The organism is Faecalibacterium sp. Marseille-Q4137 (assembly GCF_017377535.1).
Taxonomy (GTDB): domain Bacteria; phylum Bacillota; class Clostridia; order Oscillospirales; family Ruminococcaceae; genus Faecalibacterium; species Faecalibacterium duncaniae.
The window spans coordinates 20,045-27,270 of record NZ_JAFREK010000038.1; the positions used below are offsets into that span (position 1 = coordinate 20,045).

A 7,226-nucleotide genomic window follows, 5' to 3' on the forward strand; every position below is an offset into this window, starting at 1 on the left:
CATGCTCCTCGGTTTTGAACCACAATATTACAGCTTACAGTATAATGGTTCCGGGCGGCGCAGGCAAGGGGGCAGGCCCCCGGAAGATAAAATATCCCGCCTGCATTTCAGCAGGCGGGATATTTTGGACGCGATATTACTTTTTGGAATTCTGCTTTGCCGCGATGGTGGCCTTGCGCTTCTGGGCGGCGGCCTTACGGGCAGAGGCCTGTGCGGCTTCCGGGTGGGGAGCCTCCGGCGTGATGCGGTACATCCGGCTGCCCATGGCGGGCAGATCCACGCTCAGGGTGTAGTCCCGGCCGTACACGCCGCCATCGGTGGTGTGCAGGTGTCTGGTGCGGCTGCGGTCCGCGCCGTTCCAGCAGGCAGCCTCGCTGTTCAGCAGCTCATCGGCGGCGCAGGGATACTGGAAGTAGAGCGGGAACTTTTTGTGGGCGGTATTCTGGGTGTTCATCACACAGAGGATGGTCTGGCCCGCGCCCTTCCGCAGCCAGGCGTACACGCCCTCGTCCCGGCTCTCGCAGGCGATCCACTCAAAGCAGTTCGGGTTGTATTCGCCATCGTAGAGGGCGGGTTCGGTGGCATACAGGCGGCCCAGCTCGGCAAAATATTTCTGGAAGCTGTCGTGGAAGGGATACTTCATCAGGCCCCAGTCCAGCTCCTTTTTCTCATCCCACTCCCGGAAATGCCCCAGCTCATTGCCCATAAAGTTCAGCTTTTTGCCCGGGTGGGTGTACATGTAGAAGTAAAGGGTGCGCAGCTGGGCACATTTTTCCTCGTAGGTGCCCCACAGCTTATCAATGATGGTCTTTTTGCCGTGCACCACCTCGTCGTGGCTGAGTGCCAGCAGATACAGCTCATTGTAGAAATACTGCATACTGAAGGTCAGTTTGTGGTAGGCATCGGGCCGCTCACCAAAGGGCGTGGCAAAATAATCCAGCGTGTCGTGCATCCAGCCCATGTCCCACTTGTAATCGAAACCGATGCCGTCGTAGCGGGTGGGGGCGGTGACCTTGAGGAAGTTGGTGGAGTCCTCAGCGGTGTAGATGCCGGTGGGCCAGCGCTCGTTCAGGCCGTGGTTCAGGTTCCGCAGGAAGGTAACAGCGCCCTCGTTCACGCCGCGGTTGGGGTCGCCCTGCCAATAAAGGGCGCGGGAGATGGCATCCATCCGGATGCCGTCGCAGTGGTAGACATCCATCCAGAGGGCAGCGGCGCTGTTCAGGAAGCTGCACACCTCCCGGCGGTAATAGTTGAAGTTGCAGGTGCCCCACTCGCTGTGGCCCACATCGCTGTCGTACTCGTAGAGGTGGGTGCCGTCAAAGTTGGCGAGCGCGTCGCCGTTGGCGGCAAAGTGGACGGGCACAAAGTCCATGATGACACCGATGCCCATCCGGTGGCAGGCGTTGACAAAGGCCGCAAAGTCGGCGGGGTCGCCGTAGCGGCTGGTGACAGAGAAGTAACCGGTGGTCTGGTAGCCCCAGCTGCCGTCAAAGGGATGCTCTGCCAGCGGCAGCAGCTCCACATGGGTGAAGCGGTGATCCAGCAGCCAGGGGATCAGCTCCCGGGCCAGCTCCCGGTAATTGTACCAGCCGTCCGAGCCGTCCTCGCGGGTGGCGTTGGGCTTGTGCTTCCAGCTGCCTGCATGGAGCTCGTAGATGTTCAGGGGCAGGTTGCGGCACTTGTCCCGACGCTCCATCCAGCTGGAATCGTCAAAGGCAAAGTCCATCCGGGCCAGCCTGCTGGCCGTGCCGGGTCGCAGCTCAGTGGAAAAGGCGTAGGGGTCAGCCCGCATCACGGTGCTGCCATCCTTGCCGTGGATGCGGTATTTGTACAGCTCTCCCTCGGCAAGGCCGGGCACAAAGCCGCTCCACACGCCGGTGTCGGCCTTCTGCATGGGAACGCCCGGCCCCCAGCCGTCAAAGCCGCCGCAGATCTCCACAGCCACGGCCCCCGGGGCCCACACGGCAAACCGCCAGCCCTCCTGCCCAAAGTCATCCCGGCAGGGGTGCGCGCCCAGCACACGGTAGGCATCAAAGCATTCGCCCGCAAAGAACGAGCGGTCGATGGTGGGAAAATTCATGCAGATTTCTCCTTTTCTCAACGGGATACACCCGGTCATATTTACCAATAATTTTTGATCAAAATCGTCACACTTGCTGATTTTAACAGAGACTATGTAGAAAATTTATCAAATATCCACACAATTGGCGGAGTTTGTGGTATACTGAGCCTGCCGCTACTGGGCGGCAGAAGAAATGATATGGGAGAGAGTAACTATGGCATGGTATGATACCGCAGTTTTTTATCACATTTATCCGCTGGGCCTGTGCGGCTGTGCGCACGAAAACGATGGCCAGCCCACACCGGGCGCGTTCGCAAAGCTGAACGCCTGGGCCGAGCACGCCTCCAAAGACCTGGGCTGCACGGCCATTTATATCGGCCCGCTGTTCGAGAGCGGCTCCCACGGCTATGATACCATCGATTATCGCCGGGTGGACCGCCGCCTGGGCACCAACGAGGAGTTCAGGGAGTTCGTGGCCAACTGCCACGCCAGGGGCCAGAAGGTCATTGTGGACGGTGTGTTCAACCATGTGGGCCGGGATTTCTTTGCCTTCAAAGACCTGCAGGCCAACCGCGAGAACGCCCGCTATAAGGACTGGTTCTGCGATGTGAACTTCTGGGGCAACAACGAGTACAACGACGGCTTTTCTTACGGCAACTGGGGCGGCTTCAACCTGCTGGTCAAGCTGAACCAGCGCAACCCCGAGGTGCAGAACTACCATTATGATACCATCCGCTTCTGGGTCGATGCATTCGACATTGACGGCATCCGGCTGGATGCAGCGGATGTGCTGGACTTCGACTTTATGAAGGGCCTGCGCCGCCTTGCCAACGAGGTCAAGCCTGAGTTCTGGCTGATGGGCGAGGTCATCCACGGCGATTACAGCCGCTGGGCCAACCCTGAAATGCTCCATTCCGTTACCAACTATGAGCTGCACAAGGGCCTGTGGAGCGGCCACAACGACCACAACTATTTTGAGATCGCACACACCATGCGCCGCCTGCAGGGACTCTGCCACGACACCCGGCTTTATACCTTCTCGGACAACCACGATGTGGAGCGCCTGCCCAATAAGCTGCGGAACAAGGCGCACATCCGGCACATTGCAATTCTAGTATACACGCTTTGGGGCATTCCGTCCATCTACTATGGCTCCGAATTTGGCATCGAGGGCAAAAAGGAGTGGGGCAGTGACTGGCCCCTGCGCCCCTGCCTGGAGCTGGACAAATTCCGGGATGACCTGACCACCAACCCTGTCACCAGTGTGTACGCCGCATTGGGCAGGCTGAAGGCCGAATACCCGGCCCTGAGCTGGGGCGAGGTAAAGGAGCTCCAGCTGACCACCCAGTGCTATGCCTTTGCCCGGGTGCTGGATGGAAAAGCCCTCGTGGCCGTATTCAACAACGGCGACGGCCCGGCGGAGATGGAGTTCCAGCTGCCGGTGGAGGCCAACGCTGCAACGGACCTGCTGGCCGATACCGTGGGCGCTGAGAATGTGATGGTCAGCCTTGCATCTGGCCGGATGAAGGTCCAGCTGCCCTCCAATTACGCCACGGTCCTGCGTCTGGATTGACAGGACACCTGTCATGCACTATTATAATAGGGAAAAATGCTGACAGGGGGAACAACAATGAACGCAGCACAGCGCCGGGAAAAGATCTTGCAACAGCTCCATGGGGCCAGCGCACCCATCAGTGCCAGTGCACTGGCCGCAAAGCTGGGGGTCAGCCGCCAGATCGTGGTGGGGGACGTGGCCCTTCTGCGGGCAGGCGGGGCCGAAATCGAGGCCACCCCGCGCGGGTATCAGTTCCACCCGACCCCCGGCGGCTACACCGGCATCCTGGCCTGTGTGCACAGGACCGCCGATGAGATGCGCACCGAGCTTTACACGGTGGTGGATCAGGGAGGCGTGGTGGTCGATGTGGCAGTGGAAAACCCGCTTTACGGCGAACTGCGGGGCAACCTGAACCTCGCCAGCCGATACGATGTGGATACCTTTATCACCCAGGCAGCCAATACCCCGGAGTGCCTGCTCAGCCGGATGACCGGCGGCGTGCACCTGCACACCCTCCGCTGCCCGGATGAAGAAACATTCCAGAGGATCGAAGCCGCATTGAGAGAGAAAGGGATTCTCTATTGATATTGTAAGAAAACTCGAACAAACTGTCTATCCCCGAAAAACGAAAAGCGTTGGATATCCAACGAAACAATGAAAGTGGTGGATTATTTTGGACATCCGCATTGAAAAGACTGACCGCGCCATCGAAAAGGCATTCATGGAGCTGCGTGCCCGCCAGCCGCTGGAGAAGATCAGGATCAAAGACCTGTGCACACTGGCCAAGGTGAACAAATCCACCTTTTATGCCCACTATGAGGATATCTATGAGCTGTCCAGCCGGTTGGAGAACAAGCTCATCCATGTCATTCTGGACAGTGTGCCCAATGTGGGGCTTACCGCTGCACACACAGAGCAGCTGACCCGTGAACTGTTCCATGCCTTTGTTCAGAACCAGGAGGCGGTGAACATCCTTTTCTCCGGGGCAAGGCAGGGGATCTTTGCCAACTGCATTGAAAAGGGTCTGCGAGACCGTCTGGCTGCCAAAGACCCCACCTTTGCAGCGGACCCCGACCGGGGCATCCTGCTTTCCTTCTGCGTGCAGGGCTGCTTCTATGCCTTTGCCAACAACAGCGGCCAGATGGACGTGGAACATCTGGTCGATCTGCTGGCTGTGATCGCCAAGGCGGCGCAAAGCCTGAACCGATGACAGAATCGTAATAATGAGAAAGGCTCCTGCTTTCGCAGGAGCCTTTCTCATTGAAAATACATGGAAACCGGTTCTTTTTATTGTTTCAATTCATGGCTCCGGCCTTTGTGAACATCTGTTCGACCTGCGCGGCGAGCAGGCTGTGCTCCGGCGCTTCCAGCAGGGGGTCTGCGGCCAGCAGAGCGGCGGCCTCGGCCTGCGCGGCGTGAAGGGTGCGGGTGTCGTTCATCAGGTCGGCGATCTGCAGGGTGGGCAGGCCGTGCTGGCGGCTGCCGAAAAAGTCGCCGGGGCCGCGGGTCTCAAGGTCGAACTGCGCCACGGCGAAGCCGTCTGAGGTGGAGCAGAGGAACTTGAGCCGCTTCTGGACGCTCTCGGCGGTGTTGTCGCTGACAAGGAAGCACCAGCTCTCGGCGGCACCTCGGCCCACGCGGCCCCGCAGCTGGTGCAGGGCACTCAGGCCGTAGCGCTCGGCATTCTCGATGACCATGACGGTGGCGTTGGGGACATCCACGCCCACCTCGATGACGGTGGTGGATACCAGGGCATCCAGCCGGCCGGCTTTGAAATCGTCCATTACAGCGGCTTTTTCCTTTGGCTTGAGCTTACCGTGCATCAGGCCGACCCGGCGGTCGGGGAGAAGAGCTTTGGCAATGTCCTCGTAGTAACTCTTCACGGCGTTCAGCCCGCCGTCCGGCGTGTCCTCGATGGCGGGACAGACGATATATACCTGCCGTCCGGCTCCGATCTCCCGGTCAAGGAAGCCGTAGAGATCCCGCCGCTTTTTTCCGGTGATGCACCGGGTCTTGACGGGCTTGCGGCCCGGGGGCAGCTCATCAAGGATAGAGATGTCCAGATCACCGTAGATCAGCAGGCCCAGTGTGCGTGGAATGGGCGTGGCGCTCATCACCAGCAGATGGGGGTTCGCGGCCTTTTCGGCCAGCATTCCGCGCTGGCGCACGCCGAAGCGATGCTGCTCGTCCACCACAGCCAGACCCAGCCGGGCAAACTCCACGCCCTCGCTCAGGATGGCGTGGGTGCCCACCACAAGGTCGGCTTCGTCACTACGGATGGCAGCCAGCGTGGTGCGGCGGGCGGCGGCCTTCATGCCGCCGGTCAGCAGGGCCACACGCATCCCGAAGGGGACCAGCATCTGGTTCAGATTCTCTGCGTGCTGGGCGGCAAGGATCTCGGTGGGGGCCAGCAGGGCCGCCTGATATCCGCTGCGGATGCAGGCCCAGATGGCGGCGGCGGCAACCAGCGTCTTGCCGCTGCCCACATCGCCCTGCAAAAGGCGGTTCATGGAGGTGCTGCCGGACAGATCGGTCAGAATTTCGTCTACGGCCCGGCGCTGGGCACCGGTGGGGGAGAAGGGGAGCGATGCCCAGAAGGGGGCCGGGTCGAGCCGTTGCATGGGTGCACCGGTGGAGGCGCTGCCCCGGTTCTTCATTCGTCCAATGCCCAACTGGAGCACCAGCAGCTCCTCGTAGATGAGCCGCCGCCGGGCTGCAAAAGCCTCCTCCTCCGTGGCAGGGCAGTGGATGGCCCGCACAGCATCGGCCTTGGAGAGCAGGCGGTATTTTTTCAGCATCTCCTCTGGCAGCGGGTCGGGCAGGAGTTCCGCATGGGGGAGCAGCTGCCGGATGCATTTTGCGATCACGGTGCTGGAAAGCCCCTCGGTCTGGGGGTAAACGGCCTCGAAGGGAGCGGCGGTGATCTGTGCCGCCGTGCGCACCTGCGGGTTGACCATCTGACGGCGAAGCATCCCGCCGGTCACGATGCCCTCAAAATAGTATTCCTGCCCCAGCTCCAGCTTCTGGGTGGCATAGGGATTGTTGAACCAGGTGATCTCCAGGCTGGAAACATCGTCCCCGGCGGTGATGCGCTCCATCCGCCGCCCGCCCGGCAGGATGCGCCCGGCAGGTTTGGCGAACACCTCAGCCTTCACCACGCACTCGGTGTCTGGCGGGGCCTCGGCAATGGAGTAGGGACGGGAAAAATCGATGTAACGCCGGGGATAGTGGCAGAGCAGGTCGGCCAGTGTCACGATGCCCAGTTTCTCAAACCGCTCGGCGGTCTTGGGCCCCACGCCCTTGAGGTAGCGCACCGGCGTGTCCGGGGTCAGGGTGGTGTGATGTTCAGCGGGCATGGCAGGAGACTCCTCTCGTGGTTTTCTTTATTCTAGCACGTCCGGCGGCAAAAGAAAACAAAAAATCCCGGAAGCCGCAGCTTCCGGGAACTTTTGGAGGTGACGACCAGATTTGAACTGGTGGATGAGGGTTTTGCAGACCCTTGCCTTACCACTTGGCCACGTCACCATATTTGGAGTGAATATTTCCACTCCATTTGGAGCGGCCGACGAGGCTCGAACTCGCTACCTCCACCTTGGCAAGGTGGCGCTC

General features: G+C 60.4%; 5 protein-coding genes and 1 tRNA gene. 3 read left to right on the forward strand and 3 right to left on the reverse strand.

Going from position 1 to position 7,226, the window contains the following annotated elements:
• Positions 1–136: 136 nt before the first annotated feature.
• A complete protein-coding gene (gene glgB, locus J3353_RS12955) occupies positions 137–2,080 on the reverse strand; it encodes a 1,4-alpha-glucan branching protein GlgB (protein ID WP_005933102.1) in 1,944 nt (647 codons plus the stop codon).
• 196 nt (positions 2,081–2,276) lie between these two features.
• Here glgB and J3353_RS12960 point away from each other — a divergent pair, with 196 nt between their 5' ends.
• The 3 genes from J3353_RS12960 to J3353_RS12970 all read left to right on the forward strand — a co-directional run bounded on the left by J3353_RS12960 (position 2,277) and on the right by J3353_RS12970 (position 4,827).
• Positions 2,277–3,635, forward strand: a complete 1,359-nt coding sequence (locus J3353_RS12960; RefSeq protein WP_197036450.1) for an alpha-amylase family glycosyl hydrolase — start codon at positions 2,277–2,279, stop codon at positions 3,633–3,635.
• 57 nt (positions 3,636–3,692) lie between these two features.
• Positions 3,693–4,202 carry a transcription repressor NadR gene (locus J3353_RS12965; protein WP_005933106.1) on the forward strand — a complete coding sequence of 170 codons (510 nt, stop codon included), beginning with the start codon at positions 3,693–3,695 and terminating at the stop codon, positions 4,200–4,202.
• A gap of 88 nt (positions 4,203–4,290) precedes the next feature.
• The gene (locus J3353_RS12970; RefSeq protein ID WP_097770970.1) at positions 4,291–4,827 is read left to right on the forward strand and encodes a TetR/AcrR family transcriptional regulator; all 537 of its coding nucleotides are present in this window, start codon (positions 4,291–4,293) and stop codon (positions 4,825–4,827) included.
• Between the two features lie 85 nt (positions 4,828–4,912).
• Here the strand turns inward: J3353_RS12970 and recG are convergent, their stop codons facing one another.
• Both recG and J3353_RS12980 read right to left on the reverse strand, forming a co-directional pair.
• On the reverse strand, positions 4,913–6,973 hold the full coding sequence (gene recG, locus J3353_RS12975) for an ATP-dependent DNA helicase RecG (RefSeq protein WP_207685006.1): 2,061 nt from the start codon (positions 6,971–6,973) through the stop codon (positions 4,913–4,915).
• 94 nt (positions 6,974–7,067) lie between these two features.
• Positions 7,068–7,142 (reverse strand) — tRNA-Cys (locus J3353_RS12980).
• Positions 7,143–7,226 lie beyond the last annotated feature (84 nt).